This window comes from Providencia sp. PROV208 (assembly GCF_028479465.1).
In the GTDB taxonomy this organism is placed as follows: domain Bacteria; phylum Pseudomonadota; class Gammaproteobacteria; order Enterobacterales; family Enterobacteriaceae; genus Providencia; species Providencia alcalifaciens.
In genome coordinates this window covers 37555-58714 of sequence record NZ_JAMPNS010000022.1, presented here as the reverse complement: position 1 = coordinate 58714, position 21160 = coordinate 37555, and the positions used below count along the sequence as shown (strand labels likewise).

General features: G+C 42.0%; 18 protein-coding genes. 9 read left to right on the top strand and 9 right to left on the bottom strand.

Features of this window, described 5'->3' with window-relative positions; translation table 11 throughout:
- The first annotated feature begins 8 nt into the window (after positions 1–8).
- The 6 genes from PR766_RS16470 (at position 9) to PR766_RS16445 (ending at position 5980) form a co-directional block, all read left to right on the top strand.
- Entirely contained in the window at positions 9–590 is a 582-nt protein-coding gene (locus PR766_RS16470) for a HutD/Ves family protein (RefSeq protein ID WP_006660533.1), read from the top strand.
- Between the two features lie 234 nt (positions 591–824).
- Positions 825–1580, top strand: coding sequence for a M48 family metallopeptidase (locus PR766_RS16465; protein WP_006660532.1), 756 nt, complete (start codon positions 825–827; stop codon positions 1578–1580).
- Positions 1581–1816: 236 nt separating this feature from the next.
- Positions 1817–2458, top strand: a complete 642-nt coding sequence (locus tag PR766_RS16460) for a lysophospholipid acyltransferase family protein (RefSeq protein WP_006663196.1) — start codon at positions 1817–1819, stop codon at positions 2456–2458.
- Positions 2455–3399: a phosphatidate cytidylyltransferase gene (locus PR766_RS16455; protein ID WP_006660530.1), complete on the top strand. Its 945-nt coding sequence runs from the start codon at positions 2455–2457 to the stop codon at positions 3397–3399. The genes PR766_RS16460 and PR766_RS16455 overlap by 4 nt, the downstream gene beginning before the upstream one ends.
- Positions 3400–3805: 406 nt before the next feature.
- Positions 3806–4783: a 6-phosphofructokinase gene (gene pfkA / locus PR766_RS16450; RefSeq protein WP_154636058.1), complete on the top strand. Its 978-nt coding sequence runs from the start codon at positions 3806–3808 to the stop codon at positions 4781–4783.
- Positions 4784–4963: 180 nt separating this feature from the next.
- Positions 4964–5980: a sulfate ABC transporter substrate-binding protein gene (locus PR766_RS16445; RefSeq protein ID WP_154601267.1), complete on the top strand. Its 1017-nt coding sequence runs from the start codon at positions 4964–4966 to the stop codon at positions 5978–5980.
- Positions 5981–6048: 68 nt separating this feature from the next.
- Here the strand turns inward: PR766_RS16445 and PR766_RS16440 are convergent, their stop codons facing one another.
- From PR766_RS16440 to PR766_RS16430, 3 genes are all read right to left on the bottom strand, one after another.
- Positions 6049–6999 (bottom strand): OmpG family monomeric porin, encoded by a 951-nt coding sequence (locus PR766_RS16440; protein WP_006660527.1) that lies wholly within the window; start codon positions 6997–6999, stop codon positions 6049–6051.
- Positions 7000–7519: 520 nt separating this feature from the next.
- A complete protein-coding gene (gene tpiA, locus PR766_RS16435) occupies positions 7520–8290 on the bottom strand; it encodes a triose-phosphate isomerase (protein WP_006663192.1) in 771 nt (256 codons plus the stop codon).
- A 217-nt stretch (positions 8291–8507) separates the two neighbouring features.
- The gene (locus PR766_RS16430; protein WP_006663191.1) at positions 8508–9113 is read right to left on the bottom strand and encodes a DUF1454 family protein; all 606 of its coding nucleotides are present in this window, start codon (positions 9111–9113) and stop codon (positions 8508–8510) included.
- A 52-nt stretch (positions 9114–9165) separates the two neighbouring features.
- Here PR766_RS16430 and PR766_RS16425 point away from each other — a divergent pair, with 52 nt between their 5' ends.
- Positions 9166–9588 (top strand): DUF805 domain-containing protein, encoded by a 423-nt coding sequence (locus PR766_RS16425; RefSeq protein WP_006663190.1) that lies wholly within the window; start codon positions 9166–9168, stop codon positions 9586–9588.
- A gap of 11 nt (positions 9589–9599) precedes the next feature.
- Here the strand turns inward: PR766_RS16425 and fpr are convergent, their stop codons facing one another.
- A complete protein-coding gene (gene fpr, locus PR766_RS16420; protein WP_112860534.1) occupies positions 9600–10346 on the bottom strand; it encodes a ferredoxin--NADP(+) reductase in 747 nt (248 codons plus the stop codon).
- Between the two features lie 440 nt (positions 10347–10786).
- On the opposite strand from fpr, the gene emrD reads away from it, so the two are divergent.
- Positions 10787–11971: a multidrug efflux MFS transporter EmrD gene (gene emrD, locus PR766_RS16415; protein WP_036962605.1), complete on the top strand. Its 1185-nt coding sequence runs from the start codon at positions 10787–10789 to the stop codon at positions 11969–11971.
- 61 nt (positions 11972–12032) lie between these two features.
- On the opposite strand, the gene PR766_RS16410 is transcribed toward emrD, so the two are convergent.
- The 3 genes from PR766_RS16410 to PR766_RS16400 form a co-directional block, all read right to left on the bottom strand.
- Positions 12033–16025, bottom strand: a complete 3993-nt coding sequence (locus PR766_RS16410) for a hypothetical protein (protein ID WP_154636057.1) — start codon at positions 16023–16025, stop codon at positions 12033–12035.
- 219 nt (positions 16026–16244) lie between these two features.
- The gene (gene glpK, locus PR766_RS16405; protein WP_006663187.1) at positions 16245–17771 is read right to left on the bottom strand and encodes a glycerol kinase GlpK; all 1527 of its coding nucleotides are present in this window, start codon (positions 17769–17771) and stop codon (positions 16245–16247) included.
- 53 nt (positions 17772–17824) lie between these two features.
- Positions 17825–18655 carry an MIP/aquaporin family protein gene (locus PR766_RS16400; protein ID WP_154636056.1) on the bottom strand — a complete coding sequence of 277 codons (831 nt, stop codon included), beginning with the start codon at positions 18653–18655 and terminating at the stop codon, positions 17825–17827.
- Positions 18656–18959: 304 nt separating this feature from the next.
- On the opposite strand from PR766_RS16400, the gene zapB reads away from it, so the two are divergent.
- Positions 18960–19199, top strand: a complete 240-nt coding sequence (zapB, locus tag PR766_RS16395; protein WP_006660518.1) for a cell division protein ZapB — start codon at positions 18960–18962, stop codon at positions 19197–19199.
- Positions 19200–19436: 237 nt separating this feature from the next.
- Here the strand turns inward: zapB and rraA are convergent, their stop codons facing one another.
- Positions 19437–19955 (bottom strand): ribonuclease E activity regulator RraA, encoded by a 519-nt coding sequence (rraA, locus tag PR766_RS16390; protein ID WP_006660517.1) that lies wholly within the window; start codon positions 19953–19955, stop codon positions 19437–19439.
- Between the two features lie 119 nt (positions 19956–20074).
- Positions 20075–20992 carry a 1,4-dihydroxy-2-naphthoate polyprenyltransferase gene (locus tag PR766_RS16385; RefSeq protein WP_006660516.1) on the bottom strand — a complete coding sequence of 306 codons (918 nt, stop codon included), beginning with the start codon at positions 20990–20992 and terminating at the stop codon, positions 20075–20077.
- Positions 20993–21160: the final 168 nt, after the last annotated feature.

Below are 21160 nucleotides of genomic sequence, written 5' to 3'. Positions count from 1 at the left end.
ACTGCGCCATGATCCAAATACTAACATCTCAAGATTATAAAAAAATGCCATGGAAAAATGGTCAGGGATTCACTTTAGAGCTGGCGCGAAGCCACGGTGAAGGGTTAGAAAACTTTGATTGGCGGGTGTCGATTGCGGATGTGAAATCAGCAGGTCCATTTTCATATTTTCCGAACAAGCAACGGATAATTGGGGTGCTTGAAGGCTCTGGGATGGTATTGCAGATAGATAACAACCCGCCCGTTTCTTTATTACAAAAACAGTTTCATGCCTTTCATGGTGAAAGTGATGTGTATGCCGAATTAATCAATGAAGCCATCCGCGATTTTAATGTGATTTATAACCCTGAAAAGTATCTAGCGCGCCTACAGTGGGTATCCAGCGAGTCGGTAACATCATGGATTAGCCATGGTCACTGTGTACTGATTTTTAATTTACAGGGTAAGTTAGATGTGCAAGTTGATGGGAAACACTGGGTGCTAAATGATTTTGAAACCTTATTGGTGCAAAAAGAGAGTGTACCTGCACAATACATTGCCTCAGCTGAACTATTTGGCGATTTTTGTGTTATCGAACTATTTGAAAGATAACACTACAAAGCCATTCAAGTTATTTTAGAGTGATGCAACTCCGTCAATTCACGACTATTTAGTTAGCGGATAATTCTGATAATTTCACTCTTCGAATAAAATTGTTATCGAATTCATAGATTACTTATTTAATGGCTTTATTCTTATTGTGATTTTAAAAAGAATCTTTAGGCTGTAGCCTCGAATGGTTTATTAAAAATAGTAATAGAGTTTTCTAGCAAGGAAAAAAATAAGATGAAAATGAAGGCGCTTGTTGCAGTCGCAGTTTCTGCGGTCATTATGACGGGTTGTAAGAGTATGGACACTGGGCTGATGACCAACTCTGGAATGCAATTATTCCAAGCTGCAACATTATCTGATGCAGATGTTAAAAAATTCAGCGATGATGCTTGTAAAGAAATGGATGCAGAAAACAAAATTGCACCAGCTTCAAGCAAATACACACAACGCTTAAACAAAATTGCTAAAGCGTTGGGTAGTGAAGTTGAAGGAACGCCAGTTAACTATAAAGTTTACATGACTAAAGATGTCAATGCATGGGCGATGGCAAATGGTTGTGTACGTGTATACAGCGGTCTGATGGATATCATGAACGACAACGAAGTTGAAGGCGTTCTGGGGCATGAAATGGGTCACGTTGCTTTAGGTCATACCCGTAAAGCGATGCAAGTTGCTTATGCAGCGGTAGCCGCTCGTACCGCGGTAGCGGCATCAGGTAACGATGTAGCGACTCAATTAAGTTCTTCACAATTAGGTGAGCTGGGTCAAAAACTGGTTAACTCTCAGTTTTCTCAACACCAAGAAAGCCAAGCGGATGATTTCTCTTATGATCTGCTGAAAAAACGTGGTGTAGATACCAAAGGTTTAGTGACTGGTTTTGACAAATTAGCAAAATTGGGCAGCAAAGAAACCAGCATGTTTGATTCTCACCCACCATCAGATGCGCGAGCACAACATATTCGTGACCGCATTGAGGCAGATAAAAAATAATTTTTATCTCTAATGGTATTAATGGGGAAGCTAAGGCTTCCCCATTTTTTATCTGGCGTTTGGGTTTTATAGATATTTTGCATTTTATCTCAATTCTGGTGGTAAAAAGAAAGTCACAAATCAGAACTTATCCTGTTGTACTCTTGCTCGGCGCTGCCTATCTTATTAAGAAAATACGATTAAGAATTTTTTTATCATTGCCTTATTTGTGCTCGATGAAAGAGCAAGGAAAAAAGATGGAAAAAACACAGCGAGTTTCTCTATTGGCGAAAGGAATGGGAATGCTGTTGTCCGGCACTTGTCGTTTATTAACAGGAGTCCGTACACGTTGGGTAGGATGTCAGCCTGCAATTACTCCCCGTATTTACTATGCCAATCATTCAAGTCACCTCGACGGTTTAGTGATTTGGTCGGGATTACCGCCATTAATGCGCCATTTTGTTCACCCTGTTGCTGCCAAAGATTATTGGGACGGTTCGTCATTTCGTCGTTATCTCGTTAATAACGTATTTCGAGCTGTGCTGGTGGATAGAAAAGGGGACAAGCCCGCTAAAGAGTCTGTCCTTGAACCGCTAGAAGCGGTACTCACCGCTAACCATTCGCTGATTTTATTTCCTGAAGGAACCCGTGGAGATGGCGAAGAGCTCGGTAGCTTCAAAAGCGGGATTTATCATTTAGCGAAAAAATACCCCAATGTTGAAGTGGTACCAGTGTATTTGGAAAATTTAAATCGAGTACTACCGAAAGGAACAAAGCTCGTGGTTCCTATCATTTGCTCAGCAACTGTCGGTAAGCCGTTATCACCGTTAACGGAAAACGAAAATAAAGCAGATTTTTTGCAAAGAGCAAAAGCTGCACTTGAGGAGATGATGCCATGAGTCTTTGGGATGGCGAATTAGCCCTATTATTATCCGGTGTTTTCGGTGTCTTGATGGTCGCCAGCGTCATTGGCGGCATCTTGGCGTACCGTTATTCTGGCGAGAAAAGCAATCCGACGATTGATAACCTGAATGCGCGCATCCGTGCTTGGTGGGTGATGTGTATTATCTGCGTTTTGGCGGTAGTGATTGGTCATATTGGCGTGGTGATTTTATTTGCGCTGATCTCTTTCTTTGCATTAAGGGAGTTTGTGACGTTAGCGCCAACGCGTCGTAGTGATCACGAGGCGCTTTTCTGGTGTTTCTTTGTCTTCCTGCCGCTGCAATATGTATTGGTTGGTATTGAATGGTACGGGATGTTTTCGATTTTTGTCCCTGTATTTGTGTTCTTATTTTTACCGACACGCATCGCTTTGGCTGGGGATACCTATCATTTCCTAGAACGTACCGCCAAAATTCAGTGGGGCATGTTGGTCACGGTTTTTTGTTTAAGTCATGTACCCGCGTTATTGATGCTGAATATTGAAGGGTATCAAGGGGAAAACGTGAAGCTGTTGCTGTTCCTAATTGTGGTGACGCAAATTTCTGATGTGCTGCAATATGTCTTCGGTAAGCTACTCGGTAAACACCCTATCGTGCCTAAGTTGAGCCCAAATAAAACGGTGGAAGGGTTTATCGGCGGCATATTAAGCTCGGTGCTCATTGGTATTTGCTTGTACTGGGTCACCCCATTTAGTTGGTGGGCGGCGGGGTTAATGTCATTGGCGATTACGTTAATGGGCTTTGTGGGTGGTTTGTGTATGTCTGCAATTAAGCGTGATAGCGGGATTAAGGATTTTGGCGCGATTATTGAAGGGCATGGCGGAATGCTAGATAGAATTGACTCTTTATGTTTTGCCGCACCTATTTTCTTCCATTTAACCCGTTATTTTTATACTTAATTTTTATATTACGGGCAAATCGCTAAATAGCAAAAAGCACCGTCGGGTGCTTTTTTTATAGGAAAGTCGCGTTCAGCTTGTAATGATGGCGTCGCATATAGATTAACATGCTATCATCGAGACTTAATTTGTACTTCGAAGTAAGATGATTGTGCGCGATAGGTTGATTTTCGTCATTTGAGCTAAAATTATGTAATCGAGATCACAAGAAAACATAAAAATTGGCGGTAAAACGCATGCATAATCCCTGCGCTGTCGTATTATTTCGCTAGGTGAATCAATTCAGCACTATGGTGTGGTGAGTATTAACTGCCTGTTAGGCGGAACAGTTTGCCAGGCGAAAGCGGAAATAGTGCGGTAGTTTTTTCATAGATTTGCAATTTATGTTCATTAATCAGAGGTCATCATGGTCAAGCAGATTAAAAGAATTGGGGTTTTAACGAGCGGTGGAGACGCACCGGGTATGAACGCAGCAATTCGCGGCGTGGTTCGTGCGGCGTTAGCGGAAGGCTTGGAAGTTATGGGTATTTTTGATGGATACCTCGGTCTTTATGAAAACCGTATGAAGCCATTAGACCGTTATAGCGTTTCAGATATGATCAACCGTGGCGGCACATTCTTAGGTTCTGCACGTTTCCCTCAATTCCGTGATGAAAAAGTCCGTGCGATAGCAGTTGAAAACCTGAAGAAAAATCATATCGATGCACTTGTTGTCATTGGTGGTGATGGTTCTTACTTAGGTGCAAAATGCTTAACTGAATTAGGTTTCCCATGTATTGGTTTACCTGGCACGATTGATAATGACGTTGCTGGAACAGACTACACAATAGGTTATTTCACTGCGCTAGAAACCGTTGTTGAAGCGATTGACCGCTTACGCGATACATCCACTTCCCATAAACGCATCTCTATCGTGGAAGTGATGGGGCGCTATTGTGGTGATTTAACGCTATCTGCGGCGATTGCGGGCGGCTGTGAATTCTTAGTGCTGCCAGAACAAGAAATGCCATTTAACCGTGAAGAATTATTAGCTGAAATTAAGCGTGGCATTGAAAAAGGTAAGCGTCATGCGATTGTGGCGATCACTGAGCACGTTTGTGATGTTGACGAGTTAGCGAAATATATTGAAGCAGAAACTCACCATGAAACCCGTGCGACGGTATTAGGGCATATTCAGCGTGGTGGCTCGCCAGTGGCTTATGACCGTATTCTGGCTTCTCGTATGGGCGCATATTCTATTCAGCTATTGCTTGAAGGCTATGGCGGGCGCTGTGTTGGGATCCAAAATGAAAAATTAGTTCACCATGATATTATTGATGCGGTAATGAACATGAAACGCGTCTTTAAGAAAGATTGGCTGGAAACAGCGAAAAAACTGTACTAATTTTTCTCCTCTGTCATTGCAAATCTCACCGGTATGGTTGGCCATAGGCTGATCATATCGGCGAAGATTACGCATATTCCCTCCGATATTCCTCTTATGTATAAGATTTACCTTTTCGGTATTTCCCGTTGTTGCGGGTATCTGTCAGCCTGATTCTGTTTTCAATTAATGGAGAAAAGGATGATGGTACGTTTCTGGCAAAGTTCTCGCTATCCCATAGCGGCATTCTCTTTATTGTTATTAACTGCGGGGGCATGGGCGAAAGACATTCAAATATTAAATGTCTCTTATGACCCAACTCGTGAGTTTTATCGCCAATATAATCAGGAATTTGGTGATTATTGGAAAGCGAAAACAGGGGATACCGTCACAGTACGACAATCACATGGTGGCTCTGGTAAACAAGCAACCTCCGTTATTAACGGCTTAGAGGCGGATGTCGTCACGCTTGCATTAGCATATGATGTCGATGCGATTGCCCAGAGTGGCAAAATTAATTCCGGTTGGTTGAAAAAACTACCAGATAATTCAGCTCCTTACACATCGACTATTGTCTTTTTAGTGCGTAAAGATAACCCAAAAAATATTCGTGATTGGGATGATTTGATCCGTAAAGACGTTTCAGTCGTGACGCCAAACCCTAAAACATCAGGGGGAGCACGATGGAATTATTTGGCGGCATGGGGATATGGATTAGAAAAAAATCATCATGATCCTGAAAAAGCCAAACAATTTGTAAAACAGCTATATCAAAATGTGGAAGTGCTGGATTCCGGAGCGAGAGGGGCAACGAACAGTTTTGTCGAGCGCGGTATTGGTGATGTTTTGATCGCGTGGGAGAATGAAGCACTATTAGCGATTAATGAATTAGGGGCTAAAGGGGATTTTGAAATCGTCACGCCAAGTATTTCTATTTTGGCGGAGCCAACAGTTGCGGTTGTTGATAAGACCGTGGACAAGCGAGATCATCGTGAAGTGGCACAAGCCTATTTAGAATTCTTGTACTCGCCAAAGGGACAAGAAATTGCCGCGAAAAATTATTATCGTCCTCGTGATGCTCAAGTCGCGAAAGCGTATCAAGGGCAATTTCCTCAATTGAAATTACTCACCGTTGATGACAATTTTGGTGGCTGGCAAAAAGCACAGAAAACACATTTTGCTAACGGCGGAGTTTTCGATGAAATCATTCGCCGTTAGCCATTAGAGAGAGAAAAAATTCAGTATCTAGCCGCCCTTGATAGCTGGAGGGCGGCTAGGTATATAGCTTACCAGCTATATTTCACACCCAATTGACCAAGATACATCGTCTGCTTATTGCTATTCCCTGATGTTTTTTCATTGCCTTTCGGGTATTTCCAGTTAGTCGGTTCGTAAGCCGCGCCCGCCCATAAGGCTAACTTAGGCGTCACTTTGTATTCCACTTGAGTTCCGATGCGGTAGCCGCTGCGTAATTGCTGGGTTGTATATCCTTTATTGTTGTATTCAATGTCAGCAATGAGATAACGGAAATAAGGGGAAATACTCCAGTTTTGGTTAATGGTGACTGGTAAGCCAAGGCGAATCTGACGTTGTAAAGATTGCGTAGTGAATTCATTATCCCACGCTTTATCGCTGTAATAACTGAGTCTGGCCTTAATATCATCGGTGAGTTTGTAGCTCACGCCCACTTCTGATTCAAATTCGTAGCTGTTGGCTTCATAGAAATTGCTGTAATAGTAAAAAGCCCCCCAAAAATCAAATGTCCATCTGCTATCAAGGTAGATTGAACCTGAAGGCATTAGCCAATACAAACTATTAGATGAACGGGATTGTGTACCTGGAGTTCCATCATTTGATTCTTTGCGATAGGTAAAATTGATATCGAGATTAGAGATTTTATCCTTGATAAATTGTTTGGTTGCTCCGATTTGGGTTCGGTTACGAATGTAGGAATCGCGAGAGTTGGAAAAGTTCTTTCCGTGATTTCTTAATGATTCTCGGTGTTCTAGATCAAAAGACCACGTTGATGTTGGATTAGTTAGTGATAACTTACCAATCATGCTGGCTTTGTCATACACTTTGTTATTCTGTGAGTCTCGTTGACCTTGATACTCTTCAAGCTCAAGATACACATTGGTTTTGACTCGCCAATGGTCTTCAGTGGATTGAGAATAACTGATGGTTGGAAAAATGATTGCTGTGCTAAGAATTAAACCTGTTATAGACTTCATATTCATCCTTTATAGAATGCTTTAATTATCTAATGATTTTATTTTCAATGGGCGCACAAATTAATTATAAAAGATTGAATATGGGTTTTTGTATTGAAAGTCCAAGGGTTTAATTACAATTAATAAGGTTCATTGATATCTTTGATATATTATTAGTGTGATGACTAAAATATTATTTTCTTAAATAATCGGCAAGCCGATGCAAGCAATCTAAATGAACTTCCGTGATATTGTCTATTGTTATTTTTTGATGTGATAGCTATTTAAATTAGTGGGTTAGCTAATGTCGCCGCATCTATCAGTCTGTGTTTATTCGGTTTTTTATCGTTATTTCCAATGAGAGTGAAGATAGTCTGATATTTATATTGTCACTATTTTAATGTGGAGTTAAACATTGTGATTTGATTTTCATGTCATAATTTTAAAATTATTTATAAATATTGGTTTTTATTATTTAATCTTAGGGTATTAAAAATAAAAACGCCTATTTAAATAAAATAGGCGTTTAATTAAAAATAAAACGTAATTATTTTGATTTTTTAGCTTCTGCTGCAGCTTTAACAATGACGGCGAAAGCATCTGCTTTTAAGGACGCTCCACCCACTAGAGCACCATCAATATCCGGTTGAGTGAATAACTCAGCAGCGTTGCTTGCGTTAACTGAACCGCCGTATTGAATAATGACTTGTTCAGCGATAGCGGCATCTTTCTTCGCAATGTGGCTACGAATGAATTTATGGATAGCTTGTGCTTGTGCTGGCGTTGCTGATTTGCCTGTTCCGATAGCCCAAATTGGTTCATAAGCAATAACCGCACCTTGGAATGCTTCGGCACCTAATGTGTTTAGAACAGCATCGATTTGGCGAGCACACACTTCTTCAGTTTTGCCAGCTTCATTTTCAGCTTCGCTTTCACCGATACACAGAACTGGGATTAATCCTTGCTCTTTCAGCACTGCGAATTTTTTCGCAACGAACTCATCGCTTTCTTTGTGATAAGTACGACGCTCTGAGTGACCGATGATGATGTATTTTGCACCGATGTCTTTCAGCATTTCAGCTGAAGTTTCACCAGTGAATGCGCCAGACAGGTTGACGTCAACGTTTTGTGCGCCTAATGCGATGCGGCTGCCTGCAATAGCGTGTTTAGCTTGAGTTAAGTAGATAGCGGGTGGTGCAATCGCCACGTCACAGCCATCAACGCTGCTCAGTTCATTACGCAGACCAGCAATCAGCTCATTGACCATCTGGGTGCTGCCGTTCAGTTTCCAGTTACCCATTACCAATGGATGTCGCATGTTATTTCCTCCAACCAAGAAGTTTGAATGATTAATCAATTAGTTTTTCATCACGCGATCAACGAATTACGCGCAACGAGACGTTTCTGTCACTGTTCCTGCATTATAGGAACAATGGATAATAATAGCTTTGCTTTTCATCATGCTTATTGTCAGAGCGTGATCATCATCCATTTAGTCTATTTATTGACTTTGAAAACTTATCGTCTTCGAGTGCTTATTGCTCTAGCTTAATCGGTTCAACAGCAAAAGTAAGCACATTATTATCACTTTTTACCAAAATATACCGTAACGCACCCAATCTTGCCTCTTCAGCACGCGTTGGATTTTTATTTGCCATAAATTTGTTGAGTGCGGCTGTTAGCTCAGGGGCTTTATCCATTGAAACGTTAGGATCAAATTGGTGGATGATGGCGATAATATAACGTTCAATTAATTGTCGATTCTCTTGTGCATCCGCTTCATTGTCAGTAGGGAGCAAAGTGATCTGCAAGCTTTTAATTTTCTCGCTGCCTCGCTCAAGAACAGCGGAAGAGTATATTTGCTGATTAATGCGTGATGCAGCACGGATATAGGGTGCGGAGATATCTTGGCTAGCAATAACTTTGTATTCATGAAGATACAAGTCTTTATACGTTTGATTGAACTGATTGCGTAGCTCTGGAATAGTGAGATTAAAGGTCGGCGCATCGGGCGCCAAATAAGCCACGCTTAAGTCAGTATCGGGTAAAGTGGGTACCTTTTGAGACAGCGCCATTTGTGGAAAATAGCATACAAAAGCGGTTATGATGATGGACATGGAACGGAATATTGGTTGAGCCATTTTTTCTGCCACTTATTCTTCAGAGATTAATATTGTATCAGGATTACACACAATGACATTACTACAATGGGCTTTTTCCTTTAAAGGCAGAATTGGGCGTCGACCTTTTTGGGCAGGCATAGCCAGCTGCTTTATTCTCGTAACTCTAATTTCGTTGCTGCAAAATGCGTTTTCCATCCCTGATGCTGTCATTGTGGTGTTCTTTATTTTACTACTGTATCCCCTTGCGGCGATTTTTACCAAACGCTTACATGATAGAGGCAAACCGGGAGGTTGGTTTGCTTTGATCGTATTGGCTTTTGCACTTTATTCCATCGATGTGAGCCAATTAGCCGATATTTGGCAATGGGGAATTGGGCGCTTCCTTCCACTGTTGATTACGATGATTATGTTGATTGATTGCGGCGTTTTTGTGGGAATGGAAACTGAAAATCCCTATGGAGAAAAGACAGATAATGTGGATTACCTGTCTTAGCAGTAAAACGATTACCAATATTGCTCGCTGGTAATATGCCCCGGTTTACGGCGTAAATGTTTTATTAGCCCATGAGTGTCTTTGAGTTTATCGCGGGTATCTCTCACCATTTCAGGGTTGCCACACAGCATAATGTGGCAATTTTCTGCGTCAATTGGTAGTCCCACAAACGTCTCTAACTGATGATCTTCAATTAATGCGGGAACGCGTCCATACAGTGAGCCGGCGACTTGTTCACGACTGACTACGGTTACAATGCGTAATTTTCCTGCGAATTGTCGCTCTAACTTCTGCATTAGTGGCAGGTAACTGAGGTCTTTTTGGTAGCGGACGGCATGTAATAGGACGATTTTATCGAAGCGTTCTAACCCTTTGTTCTCTTGTAAAATGGAGAGAAATGGACCAATTGCTGTTCCTGTAGAAAGCATCCAAAGATGCCGACATTCAGGAATTTCATCTAACACAAAGAAACCCGACGCTTCATCGGTGATTTGCAGTGTATCGCCAACCTGTAGCTCAGCAAGTTTTGGACTCAATTTACCATTTGGGACGATAACAAAATAGAATTCGAGTCGATTATCACTAGGGGCATTCACATAGGAGTAGGCGCGAGCAACGCGTTCTCCATTAACTTCAAGGGCAAGCTTGGCAAATTGTCCTGCAATAAACGGCTGAATTGGGGCATCAACCACTAAACTAAATAAAGTGTCCGTCCAATATTTGGTTTCTACTACCCGACCTGTTACCCAATTTGCCATAACTGTATCCTGTTATCGAAAAAACACAGAGAAAGTGTTCAGCACAGTGAATTATTTAAGATATACATTGCTGAACTTAATAGGATTTCATACTAGATCAGTTCATTGTTTATGCTTATCGATAAAGTGTTTTAGTGGATTATTCTGCAAATGGAGGGTTTGGTAATTTTAATGTACAGTTAAGTTGACAGAGGTGGCGAATATTACTGCCAATGCATTGAAAATTAAAATGGTGTTCCAGCTCGAAAAATTCATAAATTTTGTTATCTTAATCACATAAGAACAATTTCAATTGTTTGCTAGTTATATAATTCCAATGTAACGGGCAAAACAACAAACAAAAATCTATTATTTAATCCTGAATGCAGGTGTTTGCGTTATTAAACCTTAATAATGCGGCGCTATATTGTGCTCGGGAATTATGAGTGTCTGAGAGCAAAATGAGAAAGCTTGAAAATTTTAATTTATTATTGATGTTGATTGCCCTCGCTGCGGTTGGGCAAATGACTCAAACAGTCTATGTTCCGGTTATTGCTGAAATTGCTGTTTATTTCGGTGAGCCTTCCGGTTCTGTGCAACGCGTTATGGCGGCGTATCTGTTTTCTTACGGTTTTTCGCAATTATTATACGGTCCTTTGTCTGACCAAATTGGTCGCCGCCCTGTGATTTTAGCGGGTTTATCCATCTTCTTAGTGTCAACGGTTGTCGCCATTTTCGCGCCAACGTTAACCGTATTAACGGTCGCGAGCGGTTTGCAGGGATTAGGAACCGGTGTTGCTGGTGTGATGGTAAGAACCATGCCTCGTGACTTGTATAAAGGCACAGCGTTACGTTATGCCAACAGTTTGCTAAATATGGGGGTATTAGTTAGCCCGCTGTTAGCGCCGATGTTTGGTGGGGTATTGGCCTATTTCTTTGGCTGGCATGCCTGCTATATTTTCTTATTCTTACTGGGCGGTGGGGTATTGCTAAGCATGTATCGTTGGATGCCAGAAACCCGTCCAATCTCGCCAGAAAAGCATAATTTAGTGGCATCGTACCGTGAGTTATTGTCTAACGGCTCGTTCCTTTCTTACTTAACGATGTTGATTGGTGCATTAGCTGGGATCGCCGTTTTTGAAGCATGTAGCGGTGTATTGATGGGCGGAGTGTTAGGGCTGAGCAGTATCACGGTCAGTATTCTGTTTATTCTGCCTATTCCCGCGGCATTCTTTGGCGCTTGGTATGCAGGGCGTGAAGGTAAGAGTTTCTCGGCACTTATGTGGCAGTCTGTGCTGATTTGCTTAGCTGCAGGGGTCATGATGTGGGTTCCTGGTTGGTTCGGCATCATGAATACATGGACACTACTTGTTCCCGCTTCTATTTTCTTTTTCGGTGCAGGCATGTTATTCCCATTGGCGACAACGGGCGCAATGGAGCCATTCCCCTATTTAGCTGGTGCGGCAGGGGCATTGGTGGGCGGACTACAAAATGTGGGCTCTGGTGTGGCGACATGGGTGTCAGCGTTGATGCCACAAAATGGACAATTCAGCCTTGGTCTACTGATGTTTTTGATGTCAATGCTGGTGGTATTGTGCTGGCTGCCGTTAGCTCGCCGTATGAACCACACTGAGCGAATGGTTTAACCTAAGACTTTCGTTTAAGAATCTAAAATAAGGGGGCAATTAAGCCCCCTTATTTTTATCTTTATGCGGCTAATGGTACGAAATGCATGGCTTCAACCCATTGAGAAGCTTGTTGTTGTGCGCTGATTGAGTCCTCTTTCATTCCCGCCATGTGTGAAATGAGTGAGTTAAATTCCACAGGGCGGTCATAGTTTAACCATTCGCGATTTTCAGCAAGCGCATATTCATTTTGTTGGATAAGTATAGTGCTGGCGGTGGCGTCATCTTGTAAATGTGAGTCAATATGGACTTTGATACCCGCAATATTTAAGTTAGGGGTACTATCTATGGTGCCTTTGACGATCAACGTATCGTCTTGCACTGAAAGGTACCACGCTTCAAGTGGCGCATATTCTTGAAGCTCATCTCGCTCATCATAAACCAGTAGTGTGACCCAATAGTTGGTGTCGCTGTTAGTCTGTATACCTAATTGTTTAATATCGATCCGCTGATTGAGTTGAACATCAGAAAGCAGTCGAACGTCGGATACAACATGGGTTTCTGATGCAGATTGGCTATCGGAATATAAATTCAGATGGTTGAGGGGTGTAAACTTTGCCTCAGTATTTACTTGATGCTGATTGCAGGGCATTTTTAATGAAAAATATTGCTGATTAAGCCGCCCATTTTCAACCCACGTCGCGCACAAAGCTTGGTTGTCTCCATCGTATGCCCAAAATAATTTACTGCCTCGCCAGTAATTATCCATCTGCAATTCATTTGGTACTGCTTTACCATTACCGTGAATAAATAGGCGATTCGCTAATGATTCCGGATTTTTGTAGTGATAGAGCGTTGTATCATCTTGATTTTTTATAATTTCTAAACTGACTAACTCGCCTTTATTTGCAATATTCACATTGAGTTCATTTCCACCTAGGGAAATAGGCATTGTTTCCGTGAGTAATCCATTTTGAGTTGCATAGGTGATTTTTAAATGATGATTGGCATCAAGATATTCTTTGGATATTAAATGCCCTAGTGTTTGTGTGACGGTGAGCTGGCTATAAGGATGGAGTGAGCCATCAGCGAGAGATAAAAAAGAACCATTCAGTTGATAAACGGGCAGATATTCACGGGGTATTTCTTGCTCATCTATTCGAGCTAAAAACTGTTGAGCTCGATATGCTAAATAGTCGGCATGAGATAAGAAGGCATCATATTGTTCAGTGAAATGTGCATAGTCTCGAGGGTACATAGCAGGCATGATTTCACTATTTTGATCTTTATCGAAATAGGTCGTGTATTGTTGGCGATATTGGTCGAAGGCGATAGTTTCTCCATGACTTTCGGCTGCATAAGGATAACGTGAGCCTGTGGTGTGACCCAAACTTAGTCCATGCCCAAATGTTTCATGCCAGAGAATACTGGATTTAGTGATCCCGCCACCAAAATGATGAGTTGCTAGTCCAATCACCCCCGAGGACCCTCCACTCATTGGTAACCGATTGATAGAGGAATAAAAAAATTCTGAATATAGCTTGGTTCGACGAGCTGCTTTTTGGCTATCTTGATAGGCCCACCCAATTTGAGATCTAGAGGGTTCTTCAATGGTTTTTGGGGCATCGTATAGCAGATGAATCAAGTTGTTATCATCAGTATAAGCGTTTCCCTCTTTAATAAGGTAAGGGAATAAGCTCGGTTGTTTCGCCAGTGATGGGTAACTAAACAGTGAAAATTGATGAGTAGGAAGCTTTGCCGCAGCTTCTAGCCCCCAGCTTAAAGGTGAATAGGCATAACTGCCATGACCTGGTTGATATAAGCTTTTATTAGTTACATGAGCAATGATGGGTGTGACATGTTTAACGGGGGGAGAAAACCAACCTTCAGCATCAGTATAAGGTTGAATTATTGGTGTATCACCCGCCATGATTTGTATTTGGATCTCTGGTTGTATCCATTTCCCTCTAATCGGTGCAGTGTAGCTATTACGATGTAGATCTTGAGCTTCTATGCTGGGACTTTTGGGTCTTTCATCAATGTTTGTCGGCAGTTTTTGGGGACCAGTCAAAATAACTCGTTCGAGTTCTATTTCTGATTTATTACGAATAATAGCGACAATATCAGGTGCATTTGCGGCAGATGGGCTAATGAGGTCAACTTTTAATAATGCCCAGCGGTTGGCTGTCAATGTGAAATGGGGAGAATTAGGTGCAAGTAAGTGTGTTTGTGCCATTTGAACATTTAATACTTGCATGTCGGCTGGAGTTTTGTCGTCCCGTAATTCAGGTTGATGATAGATTGGGTCAGGAAGGGTAAAAGTTCTTTGACCGGGGATGGAGACATCTGGCGCGCTTTCAGACTGTAATTGAATCGACATTGGGGCTGATACCGAACCGTCCTCCATAACCGCAGAAACATCAAATTGGTCATGTCCTTGGAAGTGGCGCTGTTCATCAGGACGATATACCCACTCGCCTGTTTGGCTATTGAGTTCTACTTTGCCAAACAGCGGAGATTCAATGAGTTGAAAGTAGGCAATATCTTTGTGTGTTGGAAGCCTACCTGAAATAGCGCCAATGATGAGTTGATTAGCGTTTCCATTTGGATTTTCAACGATGAGAATTGGGCGCCTTTGGCTGTCTTTGAGCTGAAACTGAGAAACTATCATTCCTTCACATTTTAGCAATAATCGCCCTTGAGAATATTGGAGGGTGACAGGCGGTAATTCATTGGCAACCAGTTGCTGGTTAACTTCAGTTTCTATTTTGATGGCTAGCTCATGCCAAGAGTCAGATTCGGATAGCGTAATATCATCGAGCCTAAGGGCTATATTTTGGCGTGAACTATTGATAACCAAAGTGAAATAGTGGCTATTTTTTAGAATGTCATCTGTTAATGCTAGCGAATTTATCGATGTAGCAGGTAAAACCAACGTTTGTTGAAAACCATACGGGTTGAAAGTGGTTTGCTGGGGAGTTTTTTGGGTTATTGGCGGCGATTCAGGTTGGTTATTCGGAATATGGTTTGTGGGTACATAATGAAATGCCGTATCTGGGATCGCATGGATGGATTCACTGTCAGAAAATCCCCATCCTAAACGGATTTTGGGGGCTGTCCCCTGCGTTTTTGTTGTGATTTTAATGGGGATATGTTGGTTTTTATTCACTCTACTTAGGTAAACTTCACCGAATTCATTATGCTCGGCAATTATCTGAGTATTTGATCCAACTTCGAGAATGAGTTCTTCTGAATGGTACTGGGTATCAACATAAATACGAACATCGTCAAATTGCGTCGGTGTTATAACACCTTCATAAATCCATACCGTAGTGTCTGTGTTATCGGCTAATTCGCTATCATAGAAACTCAAATTTGTAATTGTGCAGTTGCTGCTTTCGACTCGTTTTTCTGGTTGGTAAGAGGTCACGAGAAGACCTGCAGATTTTTGCGTTGGCTGAATAGCCTGTGCTTCTTCATGGACATCAATGGGGGTTAATTCATTAAGTAATTGCTGAATGGGTAAGGATATTTCGTTTTCATCATTTTCAATGAGAATGACACTTCCTCCCGTCAGCTCCAGCCAATGTTTGATTAATTCAACTTGTAAGTCGTTTGCATCAGTGGCGAGTATGACAGTATTGTAATTACGATGCCATTGCCCGCTAGGTAAGAGTAAATCGACCAATTGAGCTTGGGAGCGAGGTTCACCATCACGCCATTGGTGAGGGGATTTAAAACTATCAATCCATAAACTATGTTGGGGGTGAAATTCAAAGCCTGAGAATTCACTAGAATCTACCGTACTTAATACGTAACTTGTGCGTTGTTCTCCCGGTAAACGGGGTTTATCGAGTAGCCAATTTGTGAGTGCAAATGCGTTCTGTCCGGCGAGATCTTGTTGTGGTGAGTTTTTTAAGCCGTCAAGATAAAAACTGTCTGCATGAATTTTCGCGACCCGACCTCGGTTTTTGTAGAGACCTAATTGTATCTCACCTTGCAGTATATCTTGATATATGAGTTGTACAGCATGTTGGTTTGAGCGACTAAAAATGCCTTTTTTTTGGTTATCCATAACCTGATCTCCTGAAATAAAAAATGAAAACTATTATTGCAGGAAACGATTTTAAATAAGCGAGTCGGTTCTTTCTAATTTATTATTAGTCTAGGTAACCATGATTGTATTTACTAGTTAACTATTTGTTTGCTAATTATAAATTAGTAATTTATTTCTGTAGTGGGAAATAAAAAAGCAGTGCCGAAGCACTGCTTTGATAGATAAAGAAAAATAATACTACGCGCGGTCTTCCCACTCTTGGGCGCGAGCAACGGCTTTTTTCCAGCCTTCGTATTTATAATTACGTTCTGTGGTTTCTATGCCAGGTTTAAAGACTTTCTCAATAGTGGCTTTACTTTGCAGCTCATCCAGACTTTCCCAGAATCCAACAGCAATACCGGCTAAATAAGCCGCACCCAACGCAGTACTTTCACGTACAGCGGGACGCTCGACGGATGTACCGAGAATGTCAGATTGGAATTGCATCAGGAAGTTATTGGCAACCGCGCCACCATCTACACGCAGCGCTTTTAGGCGTTCACCCGAGTCGGCTTGCATTGCATCAAGGACATCGCGAGTTTGGTATGCGATAGACTCCAGTGTGGCACGGATAATATGGTTGCGGTTTGCACCACGTGTTAAGCCAAAGATAGCACCACGAGCATAAGGGTCCCAGTAAGGGGCGCCTAATCCAGTAAATGCAGGGACAACATAGACACCATTACTGTCTTTGACTTTGGTTGCGAAATACTCTGAATCTGTTGCTTCATCAATGAGTTTCAGCTCATCACGTAGCCATTGAATGGATGCCCCGCCAACAAACACCGCACCTTCAAGGGCATAGTTAACTTCCCCTTTAGGACCGCAAGCAATAGTCGTTAATAGACCATGATTGGAGCGAACCGCCGTATTGCCAGTGTTCATTAATAAGAAACAGCCCGTTCCGTAGGTATTTTTCGCCATCCCTGATTTCACACATAATTGACCGTACAGCGCGGCTTGCTGGTCACCTGCAATGCCTGAAATTGGAATACGAGTCCCGCCTTTACCGCCGATGTTGGTTTGACCGTACACTTCGGAAGATGGGCGAACTTCTGGCAACATACTACGAGGAATATTCAGTGCTTTAAGGATTTTATCATCCCACTCTAAATTACGAATGTTGAATAACATAGTACGGGAAGCGTTGGTGTAGTCAGTCACATGTACTCGCCCTTGGGTCATTTTCCATACTAACCAAGTATCAACAGTACCGAACAATAATTCACCTTTTTCTGCGCGTTCACGAGCACCTTCGACATTATCGAGGATCCACTTCACTTTTGTACCGGAGAAATAAGGGTCAACGACTAAGCCTGTGTTTTGACGAATATACTCTTCGAGTTCTTTATCGTTGGTTTTTAAGTGGGTACAGAAATCCGCAGTACGGCGACACTGCCAAACAATCGCATTATAGACTGGCTTACCAGTTGCTTTCTCCCAAACGATAGTTGTTTCACGCTGGTTAGTAATCCCGATACTGGCGACTTCATCCGTGCGAATATCTGCTTTGGCAAGGACTTCAATCAACGTAGAACTTTGTGTTGCCCAAATTTCCATTGGGTCATGTTCTACCCAGCCTGGTTTTGGGTAAATTTGCGTGAATTCGCGCTGAGAAATGCTAACGATGTTTGCATCATGGTCGAGAACGACAGCTCGCGAACTGGTTGTGCCTTGATCAAGGGCGACAATATATTTTTTAACGATATTGGTTTCTGTTGTCATAATTTAAACCTGTTCAGCAATGGTTAAACATTGTTTGGGAATAAGAAGCGGTATTAAGAGTTTTTTTTCTCTTCTTCATCAGACTCACATGTCATGCAAGGTAGATGGCGACCAATTAATTTACGGTAACCGAATGCCCCTAGCAGACCACCAACAATCGGTGCAGTCAATGGGACAAGGAAATAAGGAATATCACGTCCGCCTGTTAGCGCAATATCACCCCATCCCGCTAAATAAGCCACGACTTTTGGACCAAAGTCACGGGCTGGGTTTAAGGCGAATCCAGTCAGTGGACCAAAAGAGCCACCGATAACAGCAATTAAGATACCAATGAGTAATGGTGCGAGTGGACCTTTAGGTACACCGTTACCATCATCGGTTAAACCTAAAATTAAGCAGACTAAAATGGCTGCAATCACGACTTCAATAAAGAAAGCATGGAGCACGCTGATTTGTGGGGCAGGGTATGTGGAGAAGACACCTGCGGTAAATAAACTTTCTTGTGTACCACGGACAATATGGTGAACTTGCTCGTAATCGAAAAAAACAGGGGAGTACATCGAATACACTAAGGCGGCGGCACAGAAACCCCCTAGCATTTGAGCGATAATGTAAGGAGCAACTTTTCGCTTATCAAAACAAGCAAATAGCCATAATGCCAATGTGACGGCTGGGTTTAAGTGGGCACCAGAAATTCCCGCAGTCAGGTAAACGGCAAGTGCAACACCGAAGCCCCAAATCACACTAATTTCCCAAAGACCTAATTGAGCACCTGCAATACGTACTGCTGCGACACATCCTAGACCAAAAAAAACCAACAGAGCAGTACCCAAAAATTCCGATATACACTGACCCGTCAGTGTTGAAGGCGTCATTTTGCTCATAAATGTTCATCCTGCAATAGTTGTTAAGATAGGTGTTTTGCACGAGTATAATTTTCGTTACAAAAATTTATTCTGTTAATTTAGCGGGAAAAAAGATAATCGAATATTGCTGTTTGTAAAAACTGTGTGTCAAATCACCAAAAAACGAAAACAAACAATCATTTTTAAGGTCGAATTCAAACATTTGAATAGTCACTCTCTCAACAATTAAAAGAATAATGTTTGTAATCAAGTGTAAGTCACTGGACAGAGAGGATCATGCTACTTACAATCGGGGGAAAGCGCTCATAAGGGAGATCAGAACATGTCATTTGAAGTATTTGAGAAACTAGAATCTAAAGTTCAACAAGCCATTGATACCATCGCATTATTACAAATGGAAATTGATGAACTAAAAGAACAAAACGGTGCATTAAACCAAGAGTTGCAAGCGACTAAGTCAGGTACTGAGTCTTTGGTTCGTGAGAATGAACAACTGAAGCAAGAGCAGGCAACTTGGCAGGAGCGTTTACGTACTCTTCTTGGCAAGATGGAAGAAGTCTAATTCCCTTCATACTTCAAGCCACAGGGGTGTTGGCTTCGTTTGGATACCCGAATCACATACTTGTGTATGCTCATCGGGATATCCTCCACTCGCCGCCTACCTGTGACTCGAATTATTTTGGGAATGCAGAGGAGTGTTTTCTGAAAGATGTAAAAAGTAGTAGAAAAACAGAAAGCGGAAAACAGAAAAGAAAAAGGCAGATAGTGATATCTGCCTTTTTTTGGAATTTGGTGGGGATTATTCGTCGATGGCTTCGTCGAAATCGTCGTTGGCTGCTTGGGTCAGTGGTTCTTCGGATAAGATCATGCCCGTGTTATCGGCATACAGATAATCGCCAGAGAAGAACGTTACACCGCCAAAATTGACACGGATATCGCTTTCGCCAACCCCTTCATCAGGGCAGCCCGCAGGAATTGCTGCAACGGCTTGAATGCCGAGGTCTAACTCCATTAATGCATCGACTTGACGGACGGCACCGTAAACAACAATACCTTCCCAGCCATTGTCTACCGCGAGTCGAGCGAGTTCAGCATCAATCAGCGCTTTACGCACTGAGCCTCCGCCATCAACAAGCAAGATGCGACCATGGCCGTCTTCTTCCAGCAAATCATACAGAATGCCATTATCTTCAAAGCATTTTACTGTAATGATTTGACCGCCAAATGAAGTACGTCCACCAAAGTTGGAGAATAAAGGTTCTACTACATTAACGCTTTCTTGGTAGATGTCGCAGAGTTCGGAAGTATCATATTTCATAGGATTTAGGTCTTTTTTGCTGCAAGAGGATGGTCAGTATATCCCTTTTCGTTACTGATTGGCAAAATTCCCGCCAAAAAATAGGCGGGAAAAGTCAAAAAAACAGCAAATAATTAAGACTATTTGCTCAGAATAACGCCAAGGGAGAATAAAACGTTGGTTACTAACGCGGTTTTTACCATGTTTTCTAACATTGGGCGCATTCCTTCAGGGGTAGGATCAGCAAGGACTTTACGAACATGGTTCATTAGCATCGGGACTGCCAGTAAAAATAGCCAACCAGCCCAACCCGTTAAGTAGATTAAATTAAAAAAGACCAAACATAAGATTGAGACGATGATAAGAATCGCGTGGTATATGCGGGCACCTTGTGGACCTAAACGCACGGCTAACGTGTTTTTACCCGCTTTAACATCGTTCTCGATATCACGCATATTATTGATATTTAATACTGCAACCGACAGTAATCCACAGGCAGTGGCTGGCAGAATAGTGATGACATTAAAGCTGTTGGCTTGCAGGTAAAATGTGCCAATCACACTTAACCAACCAAAGAAAATCAGAACGGAAATATCACCCAGACCAAGATAGCCGTAGGGTTTTTTACCGACGGTATAGGTAATTGCAGCGACAATTGCGACTAACCCTAAGCCAAGAAATCCGATAGCATCTTCAGGCTTTTCGCACGCGACAATAATCAGTAATAGGCCAGAAAGGCAAGCCGCGAAGATATTGAGCTTCAGGGCTTTTTTCATATCTTCTTTGGTGATAATCCCTTTTTGCATACCTCGCAAGGGGCCAATACGTTCAGCGGTATCTGAGCCTTTGACGGCGTCACCATAATCATTTGCGAGGTTAGATAAAATTTGCAATAAGCCTGCTGTAATGATTGAAAGCAGAGCCACTGGCCACTTAAAGTTGCCAGTAAAATAGGTCAATGCAGAGCCTGTCACGATGGCAATCACCCCTAATGGCAGGGTTTTTGGTCGTAAACTTTCTAGCCAAGCTTGTTTGCGGCTGATTGAAGATGAGTTCATGTAATTTATTCACCGTACTCGGATATTTCAATGGGTAACGTGGCTTGTTGCTGAGTGACCATTTGAATTATTGAGAGTAAATGTTTTTATTAAGTTGGGTTCAATATGTCAAAAGTGCAGCATTTTAGCTGCACTTTGTAAGGATACATGAAAACCTGATAATTAATA

What these genes read in the sequence shown, in the direction of transcription:
- fpr (WP_112860534.1), bottom strand. Translation starts at nt 10,346, where the DNA reads ATGGCAAATTGGGTAACAGGTCGGGTAGTAGAAACCAAATATTGGACG.
- PR766_RS16400 (WP_154636056.1), bottom strand. Translation starts at nt 18,655, where the DNA reads ATGAGCAAAATGACGCCTTCAACACTGACGGGTCAGTGTATATCGGAA.
- PR766_RS16465 (WP_006660532.1), top strand. Translation starts at nt 825, where the DNA reads ATGAAAATGAAGGCGCTTGTTGCAGTCGCAGTTTCTGCGGTCATTATG.
- tpiA (WP_006663192.1), bottom strand. Translation starts at nt 8,290, where the DNA reads ATGCGACATCCATTGGTAATGGGTAACTGGAAACTGAACGGCAGCACC.
- PR766_RS16385 (WP_006660516.1), bottom strand. Translation starts at nt 20,992, where the DNA reads ATGAACTCATCTTCAATCAGCCGCAAACAAGCTTGGCTAGAAAGTTTA.
- glpK (WP_006663187.1), bottom strand. Translation starts at nt 17,771, where the DNA reads ATGACAACAGAAACCAATATCGTTAAAAAATATATTGTCGCCCTTGAT.
- rraA (WP_006660517.1), bottom strand. Translation starts at nt 19,955, where the DNA reads ATGAAATATGATACTTCCGAACTCTGCGACATCTACCAAGAAAGCGTT.
- PR766_RS16470 (WP_006660533.1), top strand. Translation starts at nt 9, where the DNA reads ATGATCCAAATACTAACATCTCAAGATTATAAAAAAATGCCATGGAAA.
- PR766_RS16445 (WP_154601267.1), top strand. Translation starts at nt 4,964, where the DNA reads ATGATGGTACGTTTCTGGCAAAGTTCTCGCTATCCCATAGCGGCATTC.
- emrD (WP_036962605.1), top strand. Translation starts at nt 10,787, where the DNA reads ATGAGAAAGCTTGAAAATTTTAATTTATTATTGATGTTGATTGCCCTC.
- PR766_RS16440 (WP_006660527.1), bottom strand. Translation starts at nt 6,999, where the DNA reads ATGAATATGAAGTCTATAACAGGTTTAATTCTTAGCACAGCAATCATT.
- PR766_RS16455 (WP_006660530.1), top strand. Translation starts at nt 2,455, where the DNA reads ATGAGTCTTTGGGATGGCGAATTAGCCCTATTATTATCCGGTGTTTTC.
- PR766_RS16425 (WP_006663190.1), top strand. Translation starts at nt 9,166, where the DNA reads ATGACATTACTACAATGGGCTTTTTCCTTTAAAGGCAGAATTGGGCGT.
- zapB (WP_006660518.1), top strand. Translation starts at nt 18,960, where the DNA reads ATGTCATTTGAAGTATTTGAGAAACTAGAATCTAAAGTTCAACAAGCC.
- PR766_RS16430 (WP_006663191.1), bottom strand. Translation starts at nt 9,113, where the DNA reads ATGGCTCAACCAATATTCCGTTCCATGTCCATCATCATAACCGCTTTT.
- pfkA (WP_154636058.1), top strand. Translation starts at nt 3,806, where the DNA reads ATGGTCAAGCAGATTAAAAGAATTGGGGTTTTAACGAGCGGTGGAGAC.
- PR766_RS16460 (WP_006663196.1), top strand. Translation starts at nt 1,817, where the DNA reads ATGGAAAAAACACAGCGAGTTTCTCTATTGGCGAAAGGAATGGGAATG.
- PR766_RS16410 (WP_154636057.1), bottom strand. Translation starts at nt 16,025, where the DNA reads ATGGATAACCAAAAAAAAGGCATTTTTAGTCGCTCAAACCAACATGCT.